At 62.9% G+C, this 25,946-nt stretch carries 19 protein-coding genes; 10 read left to right on the top strand and 9 right to left on the bottom strand.

From position 1 onward, the window contains the following. A complete protein-coding gene (locus EN885_RS25475; RefSeq protein WP_127204348.1) occupies window positions 1–540 on the top strand; it encodes a DinB family protein in 540 nt (179 codons plus the stop codon). Here the strand turns inward: EN885_RS25475 and EN885_RS25470 are convergent, their stop codons facing one another. From EN885_RS25470 to hppD, 3 genes are all read right to left on the bottom strand, one after another. Next, window positions 541–915, bottom strand: coding sequence for a type II toxin-antitoxin system VapC family toxin (locus EN885_RS25470; protein WP_095485688.1), 375 nt, complete (start codon window positions 913–915; stop codon window positions 541–543). Further along, window positions 912–1,139, bottom strand: coding sequence for a type II toxin-antitoxin system prevent-host-death family antitoxin (locus EN885_RS25465; protein WP_095485689.1), 228 nt, complete (start codon window positions 1,137–1,139; stop codon window positions 912–914). The genes EN885_RS25470 and EN885_RS25465 overlap by 4 nt, the downstream gene beginning before the upstream one ends. Window positions 1,140–1,209: 70 nt before the next feature. Next, window positions 1,210–2,325: a 4-hydroxyphenylpyruvate dioxygenase gene (gene hppD, locus EN885_RS25460; protein WP_128243902.1), complete on the bottom strand. Its 1,116-nt coding sequence runs from the start codon at window positions 2,323–2,325 to the stop codon at window positions 1,210–1,212. 142 nt (window positions 2,326–2,467) lie between these two features. Here hppD and EN885_RS25455 point away from each other — a divergent pair, with 142 nt between their 5' ends. Next, a complete protein-coding gene (locus tag EN885_RS25455; RefSeq protein WP_095485837.1) occupies window positions 2,468–2,935 on the top strand; it encodes an Lrp/AsnC family transcriptional regulator in 468 nt (155 codons plus the stop codon). On the opposite strand, the gene EN885_RS25450 is transcribed toward EN885_RS25455, so the two are convergent. From EN885_RS25450 to aztA, 4 genes are all read right to left on the bottom strand, one after another. Continuing rightward, window positions 2,932–3,270: a TIGR01244 family sulfur transferase gene (locus EN885_RS25450; protein WP_126106965.1), complete on the bottom strand. Its 339-nt coding sequence runs from the start codon at window positions 3,268–3,270 to the stop codon at window positions 2,932–2,934. The two genes, EN885_RS25455 and EN885_RS25450, sit on opposite strands and share 4 nt — an antisense overlap. A 234-nt stretch (window positions 3,271–3,504) precedes the next feature. Then, the gene (aztC, locus tag EN885_RS25445; RefSeq protein ID WP_128243903.1) at window positions 3,505–4,425 is read right to left on the bottom strand and encodes a zinc ABC transporter substrate-binding protein AztC; all 921 of its coding nucleotides are present in this window, start codon (window positions 4,423–4,425) and stop codon (window positions 3,505–3,507) included. Window positions 4,426–4,447: 22 nt separating this feature from the next. Continuing rightward, entirely contained in the window at window positions 4,448–5,323 is an 876-nt protein-coding gene (gene aztB, locus EN885_RS25440; protein WP_127291041.1) for a zinc ABC transporter permease AztB, read from the bottom strand. Then, window positions 5,323–6,129 carry a zinc ABC transporter ATP-binding protein AztA gene (aztA, locus tag EN885_RS25435; RefSeq protein ID WP_128243904.1) on the bottom strand — a complete coding sequence of 269 codons (807 nt, stop codon included), beginning with the start codon at window positions 6,127–6,129 and terminating at the stop codon, window positions 5,323–5,325. The genes aztB and aztA overlap by 1 nt, the downstream gene beginning before the upstream one ends. A 215-nt stretch (window positions 6,130–6,344) precedes the next feature. Here aztA and EN885_RS25430 point away from each other — a divergent pair, with 215 nt between their 5' ends. Continuing rightward, window positions 6,345–6,689: a RidA family protein gene (locus EN885_RS25430; protein WP_095485694.1), complete on the top strand. Its 345-nt coding sequence runs from the start codon at window positions 6,345–6,347 to the stop codon at window positions 6,687–6,689. A 156-nt stretch (window positions 6,690–6,845) separates the two neighbouring features. Here EN885_RS25430 and hutC read toward each other — a convergent pair whose 3' ends face one another. Together hutC and EN885_RS25420 are read right to left on the bottom strand one after the other, a co-directional pair. Beyond that, window positions 6,846–7,592 (bottom strand): histidine utilization repressor, encoded by a 747-nt coding sequence (gene hutC, locus EN885_RS25425; RefSeq protein ID WP_128243905.1) that lies wholly within the window; start codon window positions 7,590–7,592, stop codon window positions 6,846–6,848. Beyond that, window positions 7,589–8,941, bottom strand: a complete 1,353-nt coding sequence (locus tag EN885_RS25420) for a formimidoylglutamate deiminase (protein WP_128243906.1) — start codon at window positions 8,939–8,941, stop codon at window positions 7,589–7,591. Before EN885_RS25420 ends, hutC begins: the two co-directional genes overlap by 4 nt. Before the next feature lie 99 nt (window positions 8,942–9,040). Here EN885_RS25420 and hutI point away from each other — a divergent pair, with 99 nt between their 5' ends. From hutI to EN885_RS25385, 7 genes are all read left to right on the top strand, one after another. Next, window positions 9,041–10,276: an imidazolonepropionase gene (gene hutI, locus EN885_RS25415; RefSeq protein WP_128243907.1), complete on the top strand. Its 1,236-nt coding sequence runs from the start codon at window positions 9,041–9,043 to the stop codon at window positions 10,274–10,276. Next, complete coding sequence (gene hutH / locus EN885_RS25410; RefSeq protein WP_128243908.1) at window positions 10,273–11,814, top strand: histidine ammonia-lyase; 1,542 nt, start codon at window positions 10,273–10,275, stop codon at window positions 11,812–11,814. The genes hutI and hutH overlap by 4 nt, the downstream gene beginning before the upstream one ends. Next, window positions 11,811–12,626: an N-formylglutamate deformylase gene (gene hutG, locus EN885_RS25405; RefSeq protein WP_128243909.1), complete on the top strand. Its 816-nt coding sequence runs from the start codon at window positions 11,811–11,813 to the stop codon at window positions 12,624–12,626. Before hutH ends, hutG begins: the two co-directional genes overlap by 4 nt. A 38-nt stretch (window positions 12,627–12,664) precedes the next feature. Continuing rightward, on the top strand, window positions 12,665–14,335 hold the full coding sequence (hutU, locus tag EN885_RS25400) for a urocanate hydratase (protein WP_128243910.1): 1,671 nt from the start codon (window positions 12,665–12,667) through the stop codon (window positions 14,333–14,335). Between the two features lie 8 nt (window positions 14,336–14,343). Continuing rightward, window positions 14,344–14,931 carry a HutD family protein gene (locus EN885_RS25395; protein ID WP_128243911.1) on the top strand — a complete coding sequence of 196 codons (588 nt, stop codon included), beginning with the start codon at window positions 14,344–14,346 and terminating at the stop codon, window positions 14,929–14,931. A gap of 247 nt (window positions 14,932–15,178) precedes the next feature. Continuing rightward, window positions 15,179–23,740 (top strand): glucoamylase family protein, encoded by an 8,562-nt coding sequence (locus tag EN885_RS25390; protein ID WP_128243912.1) that lies wholly within the window; start codon window positions 15,179–15,181, stop codon window positions 23,738–23,740. 360 nt (window positions 23,741–24,100) lie between these two features. After that, complete coding sequence (locus tag EN885_RS25385) at window positions 24,101–25,873, top strand: glucan ABC transporter ATP-binding protein/ permease (protein ID WP_128243913.1); 1,773 nt, start codon at window positions 24,101–24,103, stop codon at window positions 25,871–25,873. Window positions 25,874–25,946 lie beyond the last annotated feature (73 nt).

The following is a 25,946-nucleotide window of genomic DNA, read 5'->3' as shown; positions in this document are numbered from 1 at the left end:
GTGGACCTGCTCGACTATCTCCGCCGCATGGCGCGCAACAATCTCTGGTCGAACGACCGGCTCTATCGCGCTGTGCTGCAGCTTCAGCCCGGTGAATTCGAAGCCGAGCGAACCAGCTTCTTCCCTTCGATCAAGGCGACGCTCAACCACATCCTGGCGGTCGATCATCTCTATCTCGATTTTCTCGAAGAGGGTGGCGTTGGCGCCGCGGCCCATGACGATTTCGCGCCGTTCGATGAACCACAAGCGCTGTTTACCGCCCAAGCGGCGGCCGACCGGCGGCTGATCGCTTTTTGCGACCGTCTGTCGCCGGACGATCTCGAGCGGCGCGTCATCACCGACCGGCGCGAGGACGGAAAAATACCGGAGCGCATCGGTGACCTGCTCGCCCACCTCTTCATCCACGATATCCATCATCGCGGCCAGGTGCACGCAATGCTGTCCGGCACGTCGGTGAAGCCGCCGCAGCTCGACGAGTTCTTCCTCGACTATGATCTGAAGCTGCGGAAAGCGGAGGTCGAGCGGCTGAACCTGGAATGATCAAACCAACGCAACGTCATAGGCTGAAAAATGCCGATCCGCAGTGACCAACGTCAGGCCTTCAATTTGAGCCTGCGCGATGAGCAGACGGTCGAAAGGATCGCGGTGATGGAGCGGCAAATGCTCAAGCCTCGCCGCGTGTAGTTCATTCACACTGAGGATCGGAATGCCGTTCGATCGCAAGATTTCCACTATGTTGCCTGTCAGCGTGACTTTGCCGAGCGATTTCTTGATGGCGATCTCTGCTACCGAGACGGCGCTGACGACCACATCCTCGCCCGCAAGAAAGATGTCGCGATGGTGGTCCGAAAGGCGTGAGTCTGCGTTGAGTACCCAAAGCAGAATATGAGTATCCACCAGATATTGGTGGCTCATTTAGTGTACTCGTCCCATTCGGGACCGAGTTCATCAAAATCATCCGATATTCGAATTTGGCCTTTCAGGGCCCCAAAAAGGCCCTTGCTCCCGCCAGCCCGGGCGGGCGCGCTCAAGGTCGCCACCACCTCTCCATGCCGCGTCAGATGGATCTCTTCGCCGGCCTGGGCGCGTTTCACCAACTCGGAGAGTTGGGCCTTTGCTTTTGCCATCGGAACATTCATGGTCAGACCTCTTATGACCAGAATTTAGGTCATAACTGATCAAACCACAAGGCATCCTCGGCCGAACTGGCTACGCCGCCTTGCCGTCCACCTTGATCACCCCGCGCTTGATCTGGTCCTGCTCGATCGATTCGAACAATGCGCGGAAATTGCCCTCACCAAAGCCTTCGTCGCCCTTCCTCTGAATGAATTCGAAGAAGATCGGGCCGATCACGGTTTTGGAAAAGATCTGCAGCAGAATCTTGGTCGTGCCGCCATCGACCACGCCTTCGCCATCGATCAGGATGCCGTGCTTTTTCATGCGCTCGATCGGCTCGTCATGGCCGTGCACGCGGGCATGGGACATATCATAATAGGTTTCCGGCGGACCGGGCATGAATTTTAGCCCGTTGGCGGCCAGCCTGTCGGTGGCGCCGTAGATCTCGTCCGTGCCGACGGCGATGTGCTGGATGCCTTCGCCATTATACTTCTTCAGATATTCGGCGATCTGGCTGGTCTCGTCCTTGGATTCGTTGAGCGGGATGCGGATCTTGCCGCAGGGCGAGGTGATGGCGCGGCTGACCAGCCCGGTGATCTTGCCGTCGATGTCGAAGAAATGGATCTGCTTGAAGCCGAACAGGTCGCGGTAGAAGTCCCACCATTTGTCCATGTTGCCGCGATAGACATTGTGGGTGAGGTGGTCGAGATAATAGAAGCCGACGCCTTCCGGCTTCGGGTCGCGCGCGCCCAGCCAGTTGAACTCGGCATCATAGGCCGAGCCCTTCTCGCCATAGACCTCGATGAAATAGAGCAGCGAACCGCCGATGCCGACGATTGCCGGCACGTCGAGCGCCTTGTCGGTGCCCTCATAGGGGGTGGCGCCTTTGGCAATGGCGTGGTCGAACGCATGCTTGGCATCGACCACTCGCCAGGCCATCGAGGCCGCGCAGGGGCCGTGCTTGTCGGCGAACTTCATTGCATGCGAGCCGGACTCGGCATTGACGACATAGTTGATATCGCCTTGTCGCCAGACGGTGATGTCCTTGGTGCGGTGCTTGGCCACCGGCACATAACCCATGCGGGTAAAAAGCTCGGCGAGCTTTTCCGGTTCGGGATGGGCGAACTCGACGAATTCGAAGCCGTCTGTGCCGGCGGGATTGGCCTTGCTGATCTTTGCGGGCGGTGCATCGTGCGGGAAGGGACCCATGGCATTGTCCTCCAAAAAGCTTGGCGTGGCCGGAAAGGCCATTTCGGCGCTATTATAGCGCGAAGCAGCTGCATGGTGCTTGCATTCAAACGCTTGAAATGATCAGATTATGCGGGAATTGTGCATGATCGAAGGAAACTTTATGGATGACGCGCGCGTTGATCAGTTTGACCGCAAGATAATGGCTCTACTGCAGAGCGACGCGCGGCTGACCAACAACGATCTATCGGAACGGGTGAACCTGTCGGCGTCGCAATGTTCGCGCCGCCGCCAGAGGCTGGAGGAGGACGGCTATATCAGGGGCTACAGGGCTGTGCTCGACCGCGACAAGCTCGGCTTCTCGCTGGTCAACGTCATTTCGGTGACGCTCGCCACCCACAACCGCGACAATGCACAGCGGTTCGGCGAATTGGTGGCGCGGCTGCCGGAGGTGCAGGAGGCGCACGCGCTGACCGGCGAGATGGACTACATCCTAAAAGTGGTAACGCCGGACCTGAAGTCGCTGTCGGAATTCGTCAACGGCGTGCTTCTGCCGCACGAATCTGTGCAGCATGTGAAGACGGCGATCGTGCTCGAAACGCTGAAGGAAACCGGCGCGCTGCCGATTTAACCCTTCGATTGCTGGATCAGCCCATAAAGGTTGGTGCAGCGTGCGCCGGAACGGCAATAGGCGAAGATCGGGCCTTCGAGTTCGTCGAGCGCCTCGGCTTGATCCTCGACATTCTCATGCGTGATCTGGCCGCTGATGACCGGGATGTAGCGGAAAGCGAGCCCGGCGGCTTCGACCGCCGCCTTGACACTGTCCGCCGAAGGCTGGCCGGGCTGCTCGTCATCAGGTCTGTTGCAGATGACGCTCTTGAAGCCGGCGGCCTTGATGGCGGCGACTTCTTCGGGTTGGATCTGGCCGGAGACCGAATAGTCCTCGCTGATCTGACGATATTCCATGATGGCGTCCTCGCAATGTTCGATGCCTGCTGGCCAGGGGCGGAGTCTTGCCGCTCCCAGGCCTGGGCGGCAATCCGCGCAGAAAGAAATCCCTCTGCGCAGATAGACATTCTCATGCGGGAAATCCAGCCGGGCTACCTAAGGCGCCGTGCGTCCTTTGGATGCGCAAAGGACGCTGTAGCACTTTGTTGCCCGCACGTGCGCAAGCCCCACCGAGCGAACGGCGTCGACCGCTCAGCTTCCGAGGATCGCGCCTTTGATCTGGGCGATGTTGTTGTGCATCAGGTCGATATAGGTCGAGGCCGGGCCGTCGGGTTGCGACAGCGCGTCCGAATAGAGCGTGCCGCCAACCTTGATGCCGGTCTCGCTGGCGATCTGCTCGATCAGCCGCGCGTTGGTGATGTTCTCGATGAAGACCGCCGCCGCCTTGTCCTGCTTCACCTGGCTGACCAGCTTGGCGACGTCGGCAGCGGAAGGCTCCGACTCGGTCGACACCCCTTCGGGGGCCAGGAAGGTGAGGCCATAGGCCTTCTCGAAATAGCCGAAGGCGTCATGCGAGGTGATGACGACGCGTTTCTCTTCCGGTATGGACTGGATTGCCGCTTTCACTTCGCCTTCGACCGCATTAAGCTTCGCTGTGTATGCGGCGGCATTGGCCTTGTAGCTGTCGCAACCCTCAGCGTCGGCCGTGCAGAAGGCATCGGCGATGTTCTTCACATAGATCTTGGCATTGGCGATCGACTGGAAGGCATGTGGATCGGTGTCTGCACCTTCAGCGGCGTCGGCATCGGCGAATTCGGGTTTGAAGTTGATCGGCGTGACGTCCTTGGTCAGAACGGCGATTGTCGCCTTGGTGGCGCTGGCGTCGACCAGGCGCTGCAGAAAGCCTTCGAAATGCAGGCCGTTGACCAGCACCACGTCCGCCCCAGCCATTGCCACCGCGTCCGCCGGGCTCGGCTCGTAGACATGGGCATCGCCATCCGGCCCGACGATGGTGGTCAGATTGATGCGGTCGCCGCCGACATTTTTGGCGAAATCGGCGATGATGGTGAAGCTGGCGACCACTTTCAATGGCTCCGCGAGAGCCGCCGATGCACCAAAGGCGGTTAATGTTATAACGCTCATTGCCAAAGCGGCGCGGATCGATTTCAGCATGGACGGGTCTCCTTTGTTGGGATCAGGCGGTTCTGTGGCGGTGATGGATGATACGGGCGCGCAGGATGCCGCGCGTGCCGAACAGGATCGAGGCGAAATAGACGACGCCTGCAGACAGGATGATCGCCGGGCCGGAAGGCAGCGACACGTGATAGGACAGAAGCAGCCCGGCGACGCAGGAGGCAAAGCCGATCAGCACCGCCAGCGCGCACATCGGCTCGACGCGCATGGTCCAGAAGCGGGCGGCGGCTGCAGGCAGCATCATGAGCCCGACCGAAAGCAAAGTGCCGAGCGCCTGGAAGCCGCCGACAAGATTGAGCACGACGAGGCCGAGGAAGATGAAATGCACCGGGCTGCCCAGCCGGCTGACTGAGCGCAGGAACAGTGGATCGAGGCATTCGGCGACCAGCGCCCGCCAGAAGATGGCGAGGCTGACCAGCGTGACCACGACGATGCCGCCGATCAGTGTCAGCGCTTCATTGTTGAGTGCCAGCACGGTGCCGAACAGCACATGCATGAGATCGACGCTGGAGCCGCGGATCGACACCATCAGCACGCCGATAGCCAGAGAAATCAGGTAGAAGGCCGCCATCGAGGCGTCCTCGCGCTGGATGGTGAAGCGCGAGACGGCGCCGGCGCCGAGTGCGACGATGATGCCGGCGATCAGGCCGCCGATGGTCATCGGCAGGATCTCCAGCCCATAGAACAGGAAACCGGCCGCAGCGCCCGGCAGGATAGCGTGGGCCATGGCGTCGCCGGAAAGGCTCATGCGCCGCAGCATCAGGAACACACCGACCGGGCAGGCGCCGAGCGACAGCATCAGCGATCCGAAAAGCGCGCGCTGCATGAAGGCGAAATCGGCGAACGGAGCGATGAGAAGACCGTAGAGCGTGTCCATCATGCCGCCCTCGGCCCGGAACCGTGCTGATGGTCGTGCCCAGGGTCATGAGCGTGATCACCGTGCTCATGGTTGTCGGGCTCGCACCAGGGCGCGTTCTCCTCCCAGGCTTCGTGGAAGCGGCGCGCGCGCAACAGGTTTTCCGGCCGCAGCGTTTCCTTGGTCTCGCCCCAGGCGATCGGCTGACGCGCCAGCAACAGCGTTTCGGGGAAATTCTGCCGCACCAGATCCAGATCGTGGACGACGACCATGATGGTGCGCTCCTCGCCATGCCAGCGCTTGATCATCGCGATCAGATCGCCGACCGTCTTGGTGTCGACGGCGTTGAACGGCTCGTCCAGCAGGATGAGGTCGGCATCCTGCAGCAGAACGCGGGCAAACAGCGTGCGCTGTAGCTGGCCGCCCGACAGCGTGTCGATCGGGCGCTTCTCGAAGCCGCCGAGGCCGACGGCCATGAGCGCCTGGCTGACCGAATCGCGGTCTTCCTTGGTATGGCGGCCGAGCAGCCCGCGCTGTGGCCAGAGTCCGAGCGAAACCAGGTCGACAACCCTGGCCGGAAACGAGCGGTCGAGCTCCGACTGCTGCGGCAGATAGGCGGCGCGCACGCCGGGCGCGCGGACAACCGTGCCGGCCATCGGCTTCAACACGCCGACGATACCCTTCATCAGGGTCGACTTGCCCGAGCCATTGGCGCCGACGACGGCGGTCAGCGATCCCCGGCGGATCGTGCCGTCGAGATGATGGATCGCCGGATGGCTGTTGTAGCCCAGCGTCAGGTCGCGGAAGGTCAGGCAGGTTTTGGTCATGTGACGATCCGTGGGGGCACTGCTGGTACGGCGGCGGCGATTGGATATGTGATGTTATTACATTAGTCAACAAGTCAATCGGGCGGAATTGCGGCGACCGAGGCAATTTGCCCTGTGCTCTTTGGCGGTTGGCTCAAGAGGATTCGCTCGTGCAACCTTGCCCCCGGCGAACCGCGACTCTAAAGAGGCGCGACCCACAAAGGAAGGAACGTCCCATGAGCATTCGTCGCATCGATGTAGGCCCGCGCATGAGCCAGATCGTCATCCACGGCAACACCGTCTATCTGGCCGGTCAGGTCGGCCAGCCGGGCGGAAACGTCGGCGCCCAGACACGTGACATTCTGGCGGCCATCGACGAATTGCTGGCCAAGGCCGGCACCGACAAGACCAAGATCCTGCAGGCGATCATCTGGCTGGCCGACATGAGCACGTTCGCCGAGATGAACGCGGAATGGGACAAGTGGGTGCCGCAGGGCCACACCCCGGCCCGCGCTACCGGCGAGGCCAAGCTTGCCGGACCGGAATATCTGGTCGAGATCATTGTTACCGCTGCGATTTGAGGCAGAGCGCTTTACCCTCCCCCTTGAGGGGAGGGTCGGCGAGTAGTCGGAGCGAAGCGTAGCTTGCGAGACGGGGTGGGGTCGGTGGGTTGCACCGACCCCACCCCGTGCCGCCATGCGGCATTTGCTCCGCGACCCTCCCCTCGAGGGGGGAAGCTAGCCCTGCGAGGGCGTGAACCGTGCGACCAGCGCGTGGCTCTCGGCCGCATAGGTGAACCGGACATGGGTGACCGGGTGCTCGGCGCTCCATGTCCGTCGCTCGACCACCAGGCACGGCGCACCGGGCTCGATGTCGAGCGCGGCCGCAATGTGCCTGTCGGCGGCGACTGCGCGAATGCGGTGCTCGGCGGCACTCCACGGCACGCGGGCAATCAGCCACGGCCCGGGCGCGATGGCATGAAATTCCTCGTCGGCGGCTTCGGCCACGGCGGCTAGGTTGATCAGCCGCTGTTCGTGGGCAAACGGCCGTTTGCCGGCGAAATGCCGACATTCCAGCGCGAGCACCGGCCCGTTGGAGTCAAGTTCCAGCAAGGCGCGATCCTCCGCGCTGCTGCGCCTTTTATGTCGCGCCAGACGCTCGTAGCGGTAGGGCAGGCCGAGCGCCTCGACCTCGATCCTGATGTCGTGAATTTCCAATACCGCGGCTTGCGACTGCGGCCGCCGGACAAAGCTGCCGGAGCGGCGGCGGCGCTCGATCAGCCCGGCCTTGGCAAGCTGCGACAGCGCCTTGTTCACCGTCATGCGCGAACATTTGTACTCGGCCGTCAGCTCGTGCTCGAACGGAATGCGGTGGCCGGGTGCCCAGGCGCCGGACAGGATCCGTTCGCTAATGTCGGACAGGATGCGCTGATGCAGCGAGACAGACTCGCCGACGTCCACATCCACTGCCTCGATTGCGCTCATGCCGAAAGCGCCGTCATCACCTTGCGAAAACGCTCGGCAATGGCATCGCGCCTTGCATGCCTGCCGCCGCTGACCAGTTTCTTGCCATGCACCCAGGCGCAATCGACCTTGGCGCCGTTGGCGAAGATCCAGGCGTCGAGCACCGCATCGCCCGTCTTGCCGGCCAGCGAAGGGTGCTTGCCATCGAGCGAGACGAAATCGGCTGAGGCACCAGCGGCGATCCGCGAGGGGCCAGCACCAAGGGCGGCACTGCCGCCGTCGAGCGCTGCATCGAACAGCGCGCGGCCGGTCGAGCCGCCGGCGACCGCAAGCACATTGCGGGCGTGATGGGCGAGGCGCTGCGAGTATTCAAGCTGTCGCAATTCGTCCGGCAGGCCGATCAGCACGTTGGAATCGGAGCCGATGCCGAAGCGGCCGCCATGTCGTTTGAATAAGGGTGCTGCAAAGGTGCCATCGCCGAGATTGGCCTCGGTGATTGGGCAGAGACCGGCGATTGCCTCGCTTTTCGCCATGCCAATCGTTTCCGCATCGGTCATGTGGGTGGCATGGATCAGGCACCAGCGCTCATCGACCTTGGCGTTGGCGAGCAGCCATTCGACCGGTCGCGCCCCCGACCAGGCAAGGCAGTCCTCGACCTCCTTCACTTGCTCGGCGATATGGATGTGGATCGGCCCGCCGGGCACCATTGCCGCGATGTCTTCCAATTCTTCCGGTGTCACGGCGCGCAGACTGTGTGGTGCGACGCCAACGACGCCTTGATTCAAGGCGCGAACGGATTCGCGGCATTTCTCAACAAGCCGCGAGAACCGATTCACATCGTTGATGAATCGCCGCTGGCCTTCATTCGGCGTAGCGCCGCCGAAAGAGGAATGCGCATAGAACACCGGCAGCAGCGTCAGCCCAATGCCGGTGTCAGCAGCAGCGGAAGTGATGCGTTCGGCCATTTCGGCGATGTTGGCATAGGGCTGGCCGTCACGATCGTGGTGGAGATAGTGAAACTCGCCGACGCGCGAAAAGCCGGCCTCCAGCATCTCGACATAGAGCTGCGCGGCGACCGCCTCGACCTGATCCGGCGTCATCGACAGCGCGAAACGATACATCACCTCGCGCCAGCTCCAGAAACTGTCGGCTGAAGGGCCACGCAGCTCGGCAAGGCCGGCCATGCCGCGCTGAAAGGCGTGGCTATGCAGGTTCGGCATGCCTGGCAGCAGGATGGCATGGCGTTCGTCGCCGGGCCGAGATGTGGTGTTCGGCTCGACCGTGGCGATGCGGCCATCACTGACGATGATTCGGGCATTGGAATGCCAGCCGTCGGGCAGAAGCACCTGTTCTGCAAAGATCGCCGTCACGTTTTTCTCCAAAATCCCATTTGGCAGTATGATCATAGCACTTGCAGCGCCTTTCAATATGTATATACATAATCGCCATCGATTGAAACGGAAAAGATCATGGCTGGAGAGAGCAAAAGCCGGGCAGGGGAAGTTCGCCTCTGGCGCAATGCGCGCTTGGCAACCATGGCCGAAAACGCCGCTGGACTTGGCATCGTCGAACACGGCGCAATCGCCGCACGCGATGGCCTGATCGTCTATGCCGGCCCGGAGGCCGACATGCCGTCAGCACTTTTCCAAGACGCCAAGATTGCCGATTGCGAAGGCCGCTGGATCACGCCAGGCCTGATCGACTGCCACACCCATCTGGTCCATGCCGGCAACCGCGCCAACGAATTCGAGATGCGGCTCGCCGGCGCCAGCTATGAAGAGGTCGCCAAGGCCGGCGGCGGCATCGTCTCGTCGGTCAAGGCGCTGCGCGCCGCCAGCGACCACGAACTGGTTGCGCAGTCGCTGCCGCGCCTCGATGCGCTGATCGCCGAAGGCGTCACGTCAGTCGAAATCAAATCGGGCTACGGGCTCGATCTCGAAAACGAGAAGAAATCGCTGCGTGCAGCGCGGGTCCTGGGCGAACGTCGTCAAGTAACAGTAAGGACGAGCTTCCTCGGCGCCCATGCCCTGCCGCCCGAGGCGAAAGGCGACAAGGACGCTTTTATCGACCTGGTCGCAAACGAGATTTTGCCGGCCGCCGCCGCCGAGGGCCTGGTCGACGCGGTCGATGGTTTTTGCGAAGGCATCGCCTTCTCGCCCGAGCAGATTTCTCGCGTGTTCGACGCGGCGAAAGCAGCAGGCCTGCCGGTCAAGCTCCACGCCGACCAGCTGTCCAATCTGCACGGCGCCGAACTTGCGGCGCGTTATGGCGCCCTGTCGGCCGACCACCTAGAATACACTGACGAAGCGGGTGCTGCGGCGATGGCGAAGGCGGGAACCGTGGCGACGATCCTGCCCGGCGCCTACTATTTCATCCGCGAGACCAAGAAGCCGCCGGTCGGACTGTTTCGCCAGCACGGCGTCAGGATGGCGGTCGCCACCGATTGCAACCCCGGCACCTCGCCGCTGACTTCGCTGCTGCTGACCATGAACATGGCGGCGACTTTGTTTGGCCTGACCATTGACGAATGCCTTGCCGGTGTCACCCGTGAGGCTGCCCGCGCGCTCGGACTGCTCGGGCAAACCGGCACGCTGGAGGTCGGAAAGTCAGCCGATCTGGCGATCTGGGACATCGAGCGCCCGGCCGAGCTCGTCTACCGCATGGGCTTCAACCCGCTGCATGCCCGCATCTGGAGAGGACAATGAGCCAACTCAAACTCAAGCCGGGCAACACAACCCTGGCCGACTGGCGTGAAATCTATCGTGGTGCCGTGCCGAAGCTGGATGCCGCCTGCCGGCCGAAGATCAAGGCGAGCGCCGAGGCGGTTGCGCGGATCGTCGCCAAGGGTGAGCCGGTCTATGGCATCAACACCGGCTTCGGCAAATTGGCCAGCGTCCGCATTCCCGCCGCCGACCTCGAGACCCTTCAGCGCAACATCGTGCTGTCCCATGCCGCCGGTGTCGGCGAGCCGATGCCGGTTGCGATCACCCGGCTGATGATGGCGCTGAAATTGGCCAGCCTGGCCCAAGGTGCTTCCGGTGTGCGGCCGCAGACGATCGAGCTGCTGGAAGCGATGCTGGCCAATGACGTCATTCCGGTGGTTCCTGCGCAAGGCTCCGTCGGCGCCTCCGGCGATCTCGCGCCGCTGTCGCACATGACGGCGGTGATGATCGGCGTCGGCGAGTGCTTTACCCCGCATGGCCGGTTCCCGGCCAAGGTCGCCTTTGTCTCGCACGGGCTGGAACCGGTCACGCTTGGCGCCAAGGAAGGGTTGGCGCTGCTCAACGGAACGCAGTTCTCGACCGCCTATGCGTTGGCCGCCCTGTTCGATGCCGAAGTGCTCTACCAGTCGGCGCTGGTCGCCGGCGCGCTTTCGACCGATGCCGCCAAGGGCTCCGACGCCCCCTTCGATCCGCGCATCCATTTGCTCAGGAAGCATCCTGGCCAGATCGAGACGGCAGAAGCGCTGCGCAACCTGATGGCCGGCAGCGCCATCCGTGAATCGCACCGGCTCGGCGACGAGCGCGTGCAGGATCCGTATTGCCTGCGGTGCCAACCGCAGGTGATGGGCGCGGCGCTCAGCGTCCTGCGCCAGGCCGCCGACACGCTGGGCACCGAGGCCAACGGCGTCACCGACAATCCACTGATTTTCGCCGAGGACGACACAGCGCTTTCCGGCGGCAATTTTCACGCCGAGCCGGTGGCCTTCGCCGCCGACATGATCGCGCTTGCCGTCTGCGAGATCGGCTCACTGTCGGAGCGGCGCATCGCCATGCTGGTCGATCCGGCACTGTCGGGCATGCCGGCCTTCCTGACGCCGAAGCCCGGCTTGAATTCCGGCTTCATGATCCCGCAGGTGACGGCGGCAGCACTCGTCTCGGAAAACAAGCAGAAGGCCTATCCGGCCAGCGTCGATTCGATCCCGACGTCGGCCAACCAGGAAGACCACGTCTCGATGGCAGCACACGGCGCGCGCCGGCTGATCGGCATGGTCGAGAATGCGACGGCCGTCATCGGCATCGAATTGCTGGCCGCCGCGCAAGGCTGCGATTTCCATGCACCGCTGGTGTCGAGTGCGCCGCTCGAAGCAGTGCGCAGGCTGGTCAGGGCGGAGGTGCCGCATCTCGACAATGACCGGCATTTCCATCCCGACATGGAAAAAGCCATCGCCATGGTGCGCAGCGGCGCTGCGGTGAAAGCGGCGGGCGCGGTGGCGCTGCCGGCAATTTCTGGAGCGGCATGATGGACAGCTGGCTCACGGTTACGCGCGGCACGGCACCTTTACTGGTCTCGATCCCGCACACCGGCATCGATCTCGCCGGCCTCGAAAACCGGCTGGTGTCGCCTTGGCTTGGCCGCCGCGACGCCGACTGGTGGATCGACAAGCTCTATGATTTCGCCGAAGACCTCGGCGCGACGGTGGTGCATACGGCGATTTCGCGCACCGTCATCGACGTCAACCGCGATCCGTCCGGCGCCTCACTCTATCCCGGCCAGGCGACGACGGGTCTGTGCCCGACCGAGACCTTCGATGGCGATCCGCTCTATCGCGAGGGCGAGGAGCCTGATGCGTCGGAGATCGACGAACGGCGCGAAAAATTCTTCATGCCCTACCATGCCGCCTTACAGGCCGAGATCGACAGGCTGCGCGCCTTGCACCAGAAGATCGTCCTTTATGACTGCCATTCGATCCGCTCGGTGCTGCCGCGCCTGTTCGAGGGAACGCTGCCGGTGTTCAATCTCGGCACCAATGACGGCAAGAGCGCCGATCCGGCCTTGCAGGCAACGGTCGGCCAGATTCTCGCCGAAACCGGCGAGAGTTTTGTCGTCAACGGCCGCTTCAAGGGCGGCTGGATCACGCGCCATTTCGGCCAGCCGCAAGATGGCGTCCATGCGTTGCAGATGGAACTCTCCAACCGTGGCTATATGCGCGAACCGGAAGGCAAGGGCGCACCGGACAATTGGCCGGTGCCGTACGATGCTGCGTTCGCGGCGCCTATCCGCGTCACGCTGAAGAAGATCCTCGAAAACGCGATTGTCTGGGTACACGGCTGACGCGCAACGCCGCATCTCATTCGAAAGGGACTGACGCCATGACCGATCCTCGTCATAACATCCGCGAAGTCCGCAGCCCGCGCGGCAGCGAACTCAACGCCCGTACATGGCTGACGGAAGCGCCGTTGCGCATGCTGATGAACAACCTCGATCCCGATGTCGCCGAAAACCCCAACGAACTGGTCGTCTATGGCGGCATCGGCCGGGCGGCGCGCACCTGGAACGATTTCGATCGCATCGTCGCCTCTCTGAAGACGCTTGGAGATGACGAGACGCTGCTGGTGCAGTCCGGCAAGCCGGTCGGCGTGTTTCGGACGCACACCGATGCGCCGCGCGTGCTGATCGCCAATTCGAACCTCGTGCCGCACTGGGCGACATGGGAAAAATTCAACGAGCTCGATAGAAAGGGCCTGATGATGTACGGCCAGATGACGGCTGGCTCGTGGATCTACATCGGCACGCAAGGCATCGTGCAGGGCACCTACGAGACCTTTGTCGAGGCCGGCCGCCAGCATTATGGCGGCAATCTCAGGGGCAAATGGATCCTGACCGGCGGTCTCGGCGGCATGGGCGGCGCCCAGCCGCTGGCAGCGGTCATGGCCGGCGCCTGCTGCCTGGCGGTCGAATGCGATCCCGACCGCATCGATTTCAGGCTGCGCACCCGCTATGTCGACGAGCGCGCCGATACGCTCGACGAAGCGCTGGAAAAGATCGAGCGCTGGACCAGGGCCGGTGAGGCGAAATCGGTCGGTCTGGTCGGCAACACCGCCGACATCGTGCCGGAACTGGTGCGGCGCGGCGTGCGCCCCGACTTGGTCACCGACCAGACATCAGCGCATGATCCGCTCAACGGCTATCTGCCCAAGGGGTGGTCGCTCGCCGAATGGCGCGAGAAGCGCACAAGCGACCCGAAGGCGGTCGAGAAGGCGGCGCGCGCATCGATGCGCGAACATGTCGAGGCCATGGTGGCGTTCTGGAACGCCGGCGTACCGACGCTCGACTATGGCAACAACATCCGCCAGGTGGCGAAGGAGGAAGGGCTCGAGAACGCCTTTGCCTTCCCGGGTTTCGTGCCGGCCTATATCCGACCGTTGTTTTGCCGCGGCATCGGCCCGTTTCGTTGGGCAGCCCTCTCAGGCGATCCCGAGGACATCTACAAGACCGACGCCAAGGTGCGCGAACTGACGCCCGGCAATAGCCATCTGCACAACTGGCTCGACATGGCGCGCGAGCGTATCGCCTTCCAGGGTCTGCCGGCACGCATCTGCTGGGTCGGTCTCGGCGACCGCCACCGGCTCGGCCTCGCCTTCAACGAGATGGTGGCGAAGGGCGAGCTCAAGGCGCCGGTGGTCATCGGTCGCGATCATCTCGATTCCGGCTCGGTTGCCTCGCCGAACCGCGAGACGGAATCAATGAAGGACGGCTCGGACGCGGTGTCGGACTGGCCATTGCTCAATGCGCTGCTCAACACCGCCTCCGGCGCAACCTGGGTGTCGCTGCACCATGGCGGCGGCGTTGGCATGGGCTTTTCGCAACATGCCGGCATGGTCATCGTCGCCGACGGCACACGCGAAGCGGCCAAACGCCTGGAGCGGGTGCTGTGGAACGACCCTGCGACCGGCGTCATGCGCCACGCCGACGCCGGTTATGACATCGCCATCGACTGCGCCAGGGAGCACCAACTCAACCTGCCAGGCATCCTCGGCTGAGCCGCGCCTTGCACATCCTCCGGGCAGCCGAATACCGGTCTATGCCGTGGAAGAACCGCGGCGGAGTGACGACGGAGATCGCCGTCTCGCCGGCAGGTGCCGCGCTCGAGGATTTCGACTGGCGCGTCTCCATGGCGCGCGTCGAAAGCGGCGGGCCATTCTCCGGGTTTGCCGGAGTGGACCGAACGTTGGCCGTGCTGGAAGGCGAGGGGATTATCCTTGATATCGCCGGCCGCTCGGCGGCTACGATGACCAGGGCTTCCGCCCCGCTTTCCTTTCCGGCCGATGTGCCGACGCAAGCGACGCTGATCGCCGGTCCGATCACCGATCTCAACATTATGACGCGGCGCGGACGGATGACCCACGCCGTCGAGCGCATGGCGATTTCGGCCCCAGCGGACATCCACACAGTGGCCGATGCGACCCTCATCCTGTGTTTTGATGGCGAGATCACGGTTGCCGGCGCGACGCCTGTCCGCATCGGACCGCGCGACACTGTGTTGCTCGGGCCGGACGCCTTGAAATGGCGCCTGGAGCCTGTTCGAACGACCACGCTGTTCGTGATCCGCATCGATCGGGTTGCTGCGAACGATTAACGCCTGTTTCGAAACATGATCGCAACACCGGCGAAATATGCCGTAAGCTCAAGCCCACATCACGAAAAAGCCCGAATCCTTCCTTCGATCAGGTCTCGGCGGAAGCGAAGGGGTGATCGTCTGAAAGTTGTAGTGCGAAAACAAACTTTCGGCCTGTGTTTCAATGCAACCAATTGCATTTGAATCGGTTTTAGGGACATTGCCGTGGCGGTGACGCCGCTATGCGTCCCCCCATGCGGAATTTTCAATGAATATCCAGACGAACTCCACCCAAATGGAAAAGACGAGCGCGGGCTTCCCGGCCATCACCGAAGAGCCGATACGCTCCAATTTCCTGCCGGAAGAGCGCCTGCGCACGCTGGGTACAAGCCTTGCCGAGGGCGACGTCAAGGATCTGTTCGGCCTGGAGCCGTTCGATTTCCAGCCACGCGTCCGCGACAGTGCCAGCAAGATCCTCGAAGTCTACCGCTCGACCAATGCCGCGCAGGCGAAGGGCGAGACGATCACGCCGGCGGCGCAATGGCTGCTCGACAACAACTATCTGGTTGAGGAAACCATCTTTCAGGTCAAGCGCGACCTGCCGCGCCGTTTCTATCGGCAGTTGCCGACCCTGAAGCTGTCCGACGGCGCCAGCGTGCCGCGCGCGCTTGCGCTGGCCTGGACCTATGTCGCGCATTCCGACAGTTCCGTTTCGGCGACCATGTTCAAGGCGATCGTCGAAGGCTTTCAGTCCGTCGAGCCACTGAAGATCGGCGAGCTGTGGGCGCTGCCATCACTGCTGCGCTTCGTTCTGATCGAAAATCTTCGCCGGATCGCGGTCCGGGTCAACCGTACCCGGCAGATGCGTCAGATTGCCAACGAGGTCGCCGACCGCGTGCTGGCGATCGACGACAACGCCGACCGTCAGGCGATCCTGTCGAACTACGTCGCCCATGCGCAGGACACCACCTTCGCCACACAATTGCTCTACCGCCTGCGCGACGGGTCGCAAAATGCCGGCAGGGCGCTGGAATGGCTGGAGGGCGAGCTTGAAAAGTCCGGCTCCGATGCCGAGGAAATCATCATCAGCGAGCATCGCACGCTGTCCGGCGGCAATGTAACCACCGGTAACATCATCCGCGGCCTCAGACTCATCAACGATATCGACTGGACGGTTTGGTTCGAAGGTGTCAGCCGCATCGATACCTTGCTGCGCGAGCGCACCGATTTCGCCGCGCTCGATTTCTTCTCGCGCGACCAGTACCGGACCGCGATCGAGGAATTGGCGCGTCGCTCCGATCGTTCCGAATTCCGCGTCGCCGAAAAGGCGATCGAACTTGCCGGCCATGCCGCTGTCGCCGATACCACCGGCACCGGTCCAACCGCTCACACCGACGTCGGCTTCTTTCTGGTCGGCCCGCGCCGGCTGGAACTGGAAAAGGCGATCGGCTATCGGCCGACCATCAGCGTCACGACCAAACGGGCGTTCCGCAAGACCGGATGGCTGGGCATTGTCGTACCGGTGTTCGCGCTGACGGTGCTGCTGCTGGTCCTCTCAGGCAACGCCCTTGCCAATCTTGGCCTGTCCGTGCCGTCGATCGTCTTGATGCTGGCGCTGTTTGCCGTGCCGGCCAGCGAAGGCGCGCTTGCCTTCTTCAACACCGTCGTATCGTTGTTCCTCAAGCCGACGCGCCTTGTCGGCTATGACTACAGACGCGGCATGCCGCCCGAGGCTCGCACACTGGTGGTAGTGCCGTCGCTGATCGGCTCACGCGACGACGTCGAAGAAAACATCCGCAACATCGAAGTGCATCACCTGGCCAACACGGCTGACGAAATCCATTTCGCTCTGCTTTCGGACTGGCCGGACTCGAAGACCGAAATCGATGCCGCGGATATTGAGATCCTCCAATATGCTCGCGACGAGATCGCGCGGTTGAACGCCCGCTATCCCAGCGAAGGCGCGCCGCGTTTCTACGTTCTGCACCGCCGGCGGCTCTACAATGAATCCCAGGGCGTCTGGATGGGCTGGGAACGCAAGCGCGGCAAGCTGCACGAACTGAATCTTCTGCTGCGCGGTGATAGCGACACCACGTTTTTGCCGCTGGATGTGCCGTTGCCGGATAGCGTCATCCATGTGATGACGCTGGACGCCGACACGCGCACCACCCGCGATGCCGTCGCCAGTTTGGTTGGCAAGCTTTGCCATCCGCTCAACCGCCCGCATTTCGATGCGGCAAAGCGCCTTGTCACCGCCGGCTACACCATCCTGCAGCCGCGCATCACCGCCTCGCTGACCAGCGGCGACGACGCATCCTTCTTCCAGCGGGTGTTTTCCGCCAATCGCGGCCTCGATCCTTACGTCTTTGCTGTCTCGGACATCTACCAGGATGTCTTCGGTGACGGCTCTTTCACCGGCAAGGGTCTCTATCATGTCGACGCCTTCGAAGCGGCGCTGAAGGGCCGCATCGACGAAAATACCATCCTCAGCCACGATCTGCTCGAAGGCGCCTTGGCACGCGCGGCGCTGGTCACGGACGTCGAACTGGTCGAGGACTATCCGACCCGCTATTCGGTCGACGCGTCGCGCCACCATCGCTGGGCACGCGGCGACTGGCAGCTTCTGGGTTTCCTTTTCGATCCACGCTCCGGCGTGCCGGCGCTGTCGCGCTGGAAGATGGTCGACAATCTGCGCCGCTCGCTGACGCCGATCTTCTGGGTGATGGCGGCGATCGCCGGCTGGACGCTGCTGCCCTTCACACAGGCCGCGCAATGGCAGGCGCTGCTGATCCTCACATTGTTCATGGCGCCAACGTTCGACATCATCCACGCCATCCTGCCGAAAAGCGGCGACCAGACACCGCGCGGCCATTTCTCGGCACTGGCACGCGATGTTGTCTTCGGCACCGCCCTGGTGGCTCTGAAGATCGTGCTGATGGCGCATCTGGCGTGGATGATGGGCGACGCTATCATCCGCACGCTCTACCGCTTGTTCGTCAGTCGGCAGAACCTGCTCGAATGGCGCACTGCCTCGCAGGCGCACAAGAACGGCGACAACGATCTCGGCTCCTATTACGGCATGATGTATGGCGCGGTGATTATCGGCGTCGTCGGCCTTGCCATCCCGGTTCTGGCCGATTCCACCGGAGCTTTCGTCGCCTTCTTCTTCGCGCTGTTCTGGATCGGCTCGCCGGCCTTCGCCTTCTGGATCAGCCGCTCGGCCGAAACCGAGGACCGTTTGCGCATATCGGCGGCCGACATCCATGCGCTGCGCACGGTTGCGCGGCGCACATGGCACTATTTCGAGACCTTCGTGACGGCCGAGCATCACAATCTGCCGCCGGACAATTTCCAGGAAAGTCCGGCGCCAGTCGTTGCGCCCCGCACCTCGCCGACCAATATCGGCGTCTATCTCCTGTCGGTGATTTCGGCGCGCGATTTCGGCTGGATCAGCCTGTCCGACGCCGCCACCCGCATCGACGCCACGATGTCGACCATCGAGAGCATGCCGCGTGAGCGCGGCCATCTCTTCAACTGGTATGACACGACGACGCTGAAGCCGCTCTATCCGCTCTACATTTCCGCAGTCGATAGCGGCAATCTCGCAGGCCATCTGGTGGCGGTGGCGGCAGCCTGCGCCGAATGGGCGGAAGCGCCTGCAGTCCACCTTCAGGGCGACTTCGAAGGTATCCTCGATACGGTGACGATCCTCGACGAAAGCCTGGCGGAGTTGCCTGACGACCGCCGCCAATTGCGGCCGTTGCGCCAGCGGCTCGCCGATCGCCTTGACGGCATGCGGCGGGCGGTCGAATCGGTCAAAGCGCAGCCCGAGATGGCGTCGATCCGGACCATAAACCTGGCCGTTCTGGCCGGCGAGATCCGCAAGCTCGCCATCGCCATCCATACCGAGGCCGCATCGACACAGAGCGACACCATCGCCGACTGGGCGGCAAGGCTGGAAGCCACCTGCGAGGCGCATGTCCATGACGCGCACAGCGACGACAATGCCATCGGAGCCTTGCGGGCCAAGCTTCTTTCGTTGCGCGAGCGCACGCGCCGCTTCGCCTTCGAGATGGATTTCTCCTTCCTTATGCGGCCGGAACGCAAGCTCCTGTCGATCGGTTATCGGGTCGAGGAGCATCAGCTCGACGAAAGCTGCTACGACCTCCTGGCGTCCGAGGCGCGGCTGACCAGCCTGTTCGCCATCGCCAAGGGCGATCTGCCGACCGAGCACTGGTTCCATCTCGGCCGGCCGATTGTCGAGATCGGGTTCAAGGGCGCGCTGATGTCCTGGTCCGGCTCGATGTTCGAGTATCTGATGCCGCCGTTGGTGATGAAGGAGCCGCAAGGCTCGATCCTCAACCAGACCAGCAAGCTCATCATCAAGCGCCAGATCCAGTACGGCCGCTCGAAGAACGTGCCCTGGGGGATTTCGGAAGCGGCCTACAACGCCCGCGACCGCGAACTGACCTACCAATATACCAATTTCGGCGTGCCTGGGCTCGGCCTGAAGCGAGGTCTTGGCCAGAACACGGTGATCGCGCCTTATGCAACCGTGCTGGCGGCACAGTTCACCCCGCGTGAATCGGTGCAGAACCTGGCCAGGCTGAGGCAGATCGGCGCCCTTGGCCGGCACGGCTTCTACGATGCGGTCGACTTCACGCCGCAGCGCGTGCCGGAGGGCACCGACCACGTCGTCGTGCTGAACTACATGGCCCACCATTCCGGCATGTCGATCGCCGCCGTCGCCGACGCCATCTTCGAGGGACGCCTGCGCGACCGCTTCCACAGTGATCCGGTCATCGAGTCGGCCGAACTGCTGCTGCAGGAAAGGGCGCCGCGCGACATCCCGACCGCCACCGTCAGGACCGAGGCCGACGAACGATCGAAGGACGAAACGGAAGTCGAGAGCCCCGATACGCGCATCGTGCTCAACCCGCTCAAGGCGCTGCGTTCGACCAGCGTCATGTCCAATGGCCGCTACTCGGTCATGGTCACCGCGACCGGCTCCGGCTACAGCCGCTGGGGCGAGCTTGCGATCACGCGCTGGCAGCCGGATCCGACCGAGGATCGGCTTGGCTCCTATATCTTCCTGCGCGACGCCGGCACCGGCGACTGGTGGTCGGCCACCGCCGAGCCGAAGCGTGCCACCCACGAAGAGGTGCAGACGCTTTTTTCGGACGACAAGGCGAGCTTCGTCAAATCGGTGGGATCACTGCGTTCGGAAGTTGAATGCATCGTCATCTCGGAAGGAAACGGCGAAGGCCGGCGGGTGACGCTCTACAATGACGGCCCGGTCGACCGGCATATCGAAGTGACCTCCTTTGCCGAACTGGTGCTGGGCTCAGAGGCATCCGATAACGCGCATCCGGCCTTCTCGAAAATGTTCGTGGAAACCGAAATCGCTGCGAATAACGGGGCAATCTTCGCCACAAGACGCAAGCGGGAAACGGACGAGCCTGACGTCACCCTGGTGCATTTCGTCACCGACCCGTCCGGATCGACGCGCGACGCCGAGGCCGAAACCGACCGGCGCGCTTTTATCGGCCGCGGCCGCACCATTGTCGAAGCTGCCGCCTTCGATCCCGGCGCCAAGCTTGGAGGCCATTCCGGCTTCACGCTGGATCCAATCGCAGCGCTTCGCCGGCAGGTGCGCGTGCCGGCCAACAAGAAGATCTCGCTGACCTTCTGGACGGCCGTCGGCGCCAACCGTGCCGAACTCGAAGACGCCATTGCGCGGCTCGATCATCCGGAAGCCTTCGCCCGCCAGGCGATGCTCGCCTGGACCCGCTCGCAGGTCCAGACCCGTCATCTCGGTCTCAGCCTCGCCGATGCCGCCAACGTGCAGAATCTGGCGCGCTATCTGATCTATCCTGATCCGTTCTTACGCCTTCCGGCCGAATCGATCGCTTCCGGGCTTGGTAAGCAGTCGGGCCTGTGGCCGACCAGCATATCCGGTGACTTTCCGATTTTCCTGGTCAGGATCGGCGATGTCGCCGACCTCGAAATCGTCGCCCAGGCGCTCCGCTTCCAGGAATATATGCGCGCCCGCGGCATGATGATCGACTTCGTCGTGGTCAACGAGCAGGCTTCATCCTACGTGCAGGACCTGCAACGGGCGGTCGAGACGCTGTGCGAAAACAGCCGCCTGCGCGGCAAGGAGCTTGGACCCCGCCAGCACATCTTCGCGGTGCGCCGCGATCTGATGGACGAGACGACCTACAAGACGCTGCTCGCCGTCGCCCGCGTCGTCCTGCACACGCGCAACGGCACCATCTTCGATCAGATCGAGCGCGCCGAGGCCGCTGCGCTGCAAGCGCGGGACGCCTTGCAGCCGGCGGGTGCACCAGCGCTTCGTGAACCGTCTCCGCCGGCGCTACAGACATGGGCTGCTCAGGCTTCGACCGAAGGCAGTGCCGACGGCAGCGGGCTCAACCAGTGGAACGGTTTTGGCGGCTTCGAGGGCGACGGACGCCACTATGTCGTGCGCCTTGCTGGGCGGCGCACGACGCCGCAGCCCTGGATCAACGTCGTCTCCAACGCCTCGTTCGGTTTCCATGTTTCGGCTGAAGGCGCTGCCTTCACCTGGAGCCGAAACAGCCGCGATTATCAACTGACGCCTTGGGCGAACGACCCGGTCACCAACCGGCCCGGCGAGGGCATCTATATTTACGATCATGCCAGCGGCCGGGCGTTCTCGCCGTTGGCCGCCGTGGTGCGCGATCCCGCCATGACCTACGAGACATGGCATGGGCAGGGTTTTTCGACCTTCCGTTCGACGCGCGGGCCGTTGTCGATGGATCTTACCCATGTGGTTGATCCTGTCGATCCGGTGAAAATCTCCCGATTGCGCATCCAGAATACCGGTTCGGTGCCGGCGCGCCTGCGCGTCTATGCCTATGCGGAATGGGTCCTTGGCAGCCATCGTTCGCGTACGGCGGCGACCATCGTTCCGTCCAGAGATGCTGCGACGGGCGCGTTGCTGGCGCAAAATCCCTACGGGCTCGACTTCAGCGAGCGGGTCGCCTTCCTGGCCGCCGACAGCGCGGCACATTCGGTGACGGCCGATCGCGGCGAGTTCATCGGCCGGCACGGCACCAGCGAACTTCCGCATGCCGTGCTCAACGGCGCCAGCCTGACGGGCCGCGTCGAAGCCGGCGACGATCCTTGTGCTGCGATTGCACGCGACATCGACATTCCTGCCGGCGGCGACGTGACGCTGCTCTGGCTGCTTGGCGATGCAGCCTCTGCCGAGGAAGCCAGCGCCCTGGTGCAGCACCATAGCAGCAAGGATTTCGATCAGCGGCTGGCTGACAATGAACGCACGTGGCGAGGGTTTCTCGACACCATCCAGGTCGAGACGCCGGACAAGGCGCTCGACGCCATGGTCAACCACTGGCTGCCCTATCAGAGCCTTGCCTGCCGCATCCGCGCCCGCTCCGCCTTTTACCAGGCGAGCGGCGCCTTTGGCTTCCGCGATCAGTTGCAGGACACGCTGGCCCTGCTTGTCCATGATCCGAAACTGGCGCGCGACCAGATACTCAACGCGGCGCGGCGGCAATTCCCCGAAGGCGATGTGCAGCACTGGTGGCTGCCGCGCACCGAGGCAGGCGTCCGCACCATGATTTCCGACGACGTGGTCTGGCTCGCCCATGCCACGGCGCACTACTTGCAGGTGACCGGCGACACCGCGATCCTCAGGGAACAACTGCCCTTCATCGACGGGCCGCCGCTGGAAGAAGGCGAGCACGATGCCTTCTTCACCCCGGAGATATCGAAGAAGACCGCTTCGCTCTATGATCATTGCGCGCGCGCACTCGACCTTGCCATCAAGCGCAGCAGCCCCGCCGGACTACCGCTGATCCTCGGTGGCGACTGGAACGACGGCATGAACCGTGTCGGCGAGCACGGCAAGGGCGAGAGTGTCTGGCTGGGCTGGTTCCTGCTGAAGACGCTGGGCGACTTTGCACCTGTCGCCAAGGCGGAAGGCGACACCAAGCGCGCGCAGGCCTGGACAAAACACGCAGACGTGCTGAAGCGGGCGCTGGAAAGCACGGCCTGGGATGGTGAATGGTATCGTCGCGGCAGCTTCGACGACGGCACGCCGCTGGGGTCGCGCGGTTCACAGGAGTGCAAGATCGACTCGATTGCCCAGTCGTGGAGTGTGCTGTCGGGCGAGGGCGATCCGGCGCGGTCGACGACGGCGATGCAGCAGGCGATGAAAATGCTCGTCGACGACGAGCTCAAGATCGTCAAGCTTTTCACCCCGCCCTTCTCCAAGACGGAAAAGGACCCGGGCTACATCAAGAGCTACCCGCCGGGTGTTCGTGAAAACGGTGGCCAGTACACCCATGCGGCGTCATGGTTCGTCATTGCGCTCGCCGAAATGGGGCGCACCGACGACGCCTACCGTTGTTTCTCGATGCTCAACCCGGTCAACCACGCGCTCGACGAGGCCGCTGCCGAGCACTACCGCGTCGAGCCTTACGTCGTTGCGGCCGATGTCTATGCCGGGCAAGGCAAGGGCGGCCGCGGCGGCTGGACCTGGTATACCGGCTCGGCCGGCTGGCTTTATCGCGCGGCGGTCGAAGGCATCCTCGGCATTGAGCGCAGGGGAGCGCGCATCCAGTTCAAGCCGAAACTCCCCAGCCATTGGGACGGTTATGCGGCAACCCTCAAGGTGCTGGGGGCCGAGATCAGGGTTCGCGTTGTCCGCGACGCCAAGGTCAAAGCCATCTCGCTTGAGGTAGATGGTAAAAAGACGAAGGCTTCGTCTTTCGAACCGAAAGCCGGCGACAAGGCCGAGGTGGTCGTCAGGATACCGGCGTAGTTTCAAGGATTTTGAGCGTCTTTACACGTCTTGGGGACGGGCGTTGTTTAAGGATGTTCTGGCAATTCTACAGCGCATCAGCTTTCCGAAAAGCCGATGCAGGCTTTAGAAACTCGTACATAACCATTTGCTGATTAAAATTGCGGCAGTGCTTGCAGCCTGCCATGATTTTGCCGTAAGGCTGACATTTTACCTTTTTTCTCAAACTGTTAGGTGATCACGACAGATTTCGCAGCGTCGCCATCTTTTGTTCGCGAATTGGGAACTGAAGGGGTACACGAGCATTGTTTCGCGACACGTCAACAGGTACGAGTCAGAAAATGATGCAGTGCACAATAACAATTTGCCGGAGTAGCTGAAGTGTCCCTTCTGCAAATCTACTGGAGAGCGCTCGGTTATCTCGCTGCCGACCGGAAACGCGTGGCGTTTATCTGCGGAGCGAACATCGCGCTTGCCATTATCGCCATCCTTGAGCCGATCATGTTCGGACGGGTGATCGATGCTATTTCGGACGGCGGCTCGGTCTTTTCGACGCTCGGCGTATGGGCCGGTATCGGCGTCTTCAACGTCGTCGCCTTCGTTCTGGTGGCGCGCGGCGCGGACCGCTTTGCCCATGCGCGGCGCAGCGAGGTCCTTTGCCAGTCATTCGAGCGCGTGATCACCATGCCGCTTGCTTGGCATCATCAGCGCGGCACCTCCAATTCCCTGCATACGCTTCTGCGCGCGGTCGAGACCTTGTTCAGCCTCTGGCTCGAGTTCATGAGGCAGCATTTGTCCACTGTTGTCGCGCTGGTTCTGCTGGTGCCGACGGCGATCAGCATGGATATTCGCATGTCGATGGTCCTGCTGGCGCTGGGCGCGCTCTACGTCGGAATCGGGCGGCTGGTGATGCGTCGTACCAAGGAAGGCCAAGCGTCCGTGGAGCGGCACTTTCACAAGGTGTTCGCGCATGTGAGCGACTCGGTCAGCAATGTCGCCGTGCTGCAGAGCTACAATCGCATCGGCCACGAGACCGACGCCTTGAAGCGTTATGTCAAGAATCTGCTTGATGCCCAATATCCGGTGCTTGACTGGTGGGCATTGGCCAATGCTCTGCACCGCTTGTCGTCGACCATTTCGATGATGGTCGTGCTGTTGATCGGCTCCTATCTGGTCATGCATGGCCAATTGCGTATCGGTGACGTCATTGCCTTTACCGGCTTTGCCACGCTGCTGATTGCCCGGCTCGACCAGATGTCGGCCTTCGCCAACCAGATTTCGGAAGCCAGGGCCAAGCTCGAGGAATTTTATCGCCTTGAGGACTCCGCGGCCGACGCCGCCGAGCCGGACGGGTTGCGCGACCTCGGCAACGTCACCGGTCATGTGCGTTTCGAAAACGTCAGCTTCGAATTCGCCAATTCGGGCCAGGGCGTGAACGATGTGTCGTTCGAGGTCCGTGCCGGCCAGACCGTGGCCATCGTCGGTCCGACGGGCGCAGGCAAGACCACGCTCATCAATCTTTTGCAGCGCGTCTTTGCGCCGTCCAGCGGCCGTATCCTGATCGACGGCATCGATACCCGCACGGTGACCCGCAAGTCGCTGCGCCACTCGATCGCCACCGTGTTCCAGGATGCGGGCCTGCTCAACCGCTCGATCGAGGACAATATCCGCGTCGGGCGCGCCGAGGCGACCTATGATGAGGTCCACGCCGCCGCCAATGCTGCTGCCGCGCAGGATTTCATCCTGTCGAAGAGCAATGGCTATGACACGGTCGTCGGCGAACGCGGCGGACAGCTTTCGGGCGGCGAGCGCCAGCGTATCGCGATCGCGCGCGCCGTGCTGAAGGATTCGCCCATCCTGGTGCTCGACGAAGCGACCAGCGCGCTCGATGTCGAGACGGAAGACCGCGTCAAGGAGGCGATCGATGAATTGCGGCGCGGCCGCACCACCTTCATCATCGCCCACCGCCTGACCACCGTTCGCGATGCCGATCTGGTCGTATTCATGGACAAGGGCAAGGTGGTCGAAATGGGCGGGTTTGCCGAATTGTCGATGCGCAATGGCCGCTTCGCCAGCCTGCTGCGAGCCGGCGGCCTGCTCAACGACGAGGAAGTCCGCCGCCTCAGCCGCACCATCACGGACGAGGCCGCCTGAGTTCTTTCCCTTCTCCCACCTGTGGGAGAAGGGAAAGCCCCGCCTGCGACACCACCGCTCGATTGCCCCAAAC

Source organism: Mesorhizobium sp. M6A.T.Cr.TU.014.01.1.1 (genome assembly GCF_004022765.1).
Taxonomy (GTDB): Bacteria; Pseudomonadota; Alphaproteobacteria; order Rhizobiales; family Rhizobiaceae; genus Mesorhizobium; species Mesorhizobium mediterraneum.
Note: the sequence above shows the minus strand (reverse complement) of the source record. Positions and strands in the feature narration are given on the sequence as shown.